We start from the raw sequence: 367 nt of genomic DNA on the forward strand, positions 1-367 counted from the left end.
CCACAATAATTGCATCATCCACCACTGTACCGATGACCAGCACTAATGCGAAAAGTGTAATCAAATTGATACTGAATCCTACCAACGCCATGAAAGCGAAAGTTCCGATAAGAGAAACAAAAATACCCACCAGCGGAATAAGTGTAGAACGAATGTCCTGCAAGAAAACATATACCACAAGAATTACCAGCAGAATCGCTTCAATCAGCGTCTTTAATACCTCATGGATAGAGGCGAAGAGAAATTCGTTGGTACTCATCAGCTGGGTTATTTCCGCCCCTTTGGGAAGACGTTTGGAAGCGTCTGCCAGAAAAGCGTCAATCTCACGATTAATCTCTGTGGCATTAGAACCGGCAGTCTGATAAAC

At 43.3% G+C, this 367-nt stretch carries 1 protein-coding gene; it reads right to left on the bottom strand.

The window, feature by feature from the left end:
- The coding region (locus tag AB5935_RS24860) for an efflux RND transporter permease subunit (RefSeq protein WP_368327740.1) at positions 1–367 on the bottom strand (367 nt) is incomplete at both ends.

Source organism: Phocaeicola sp. RTP21198st1_B8_RTP21198_201120, from assembly GCF_040929485.1.
GTDB classification, from domain to species: domain Bacteria; phylum Bacteroidota; class Bacteroidia; order Bacteroidales; family Bacteroidaceae; genus Phocaeicola; species Phocaeicola dorei.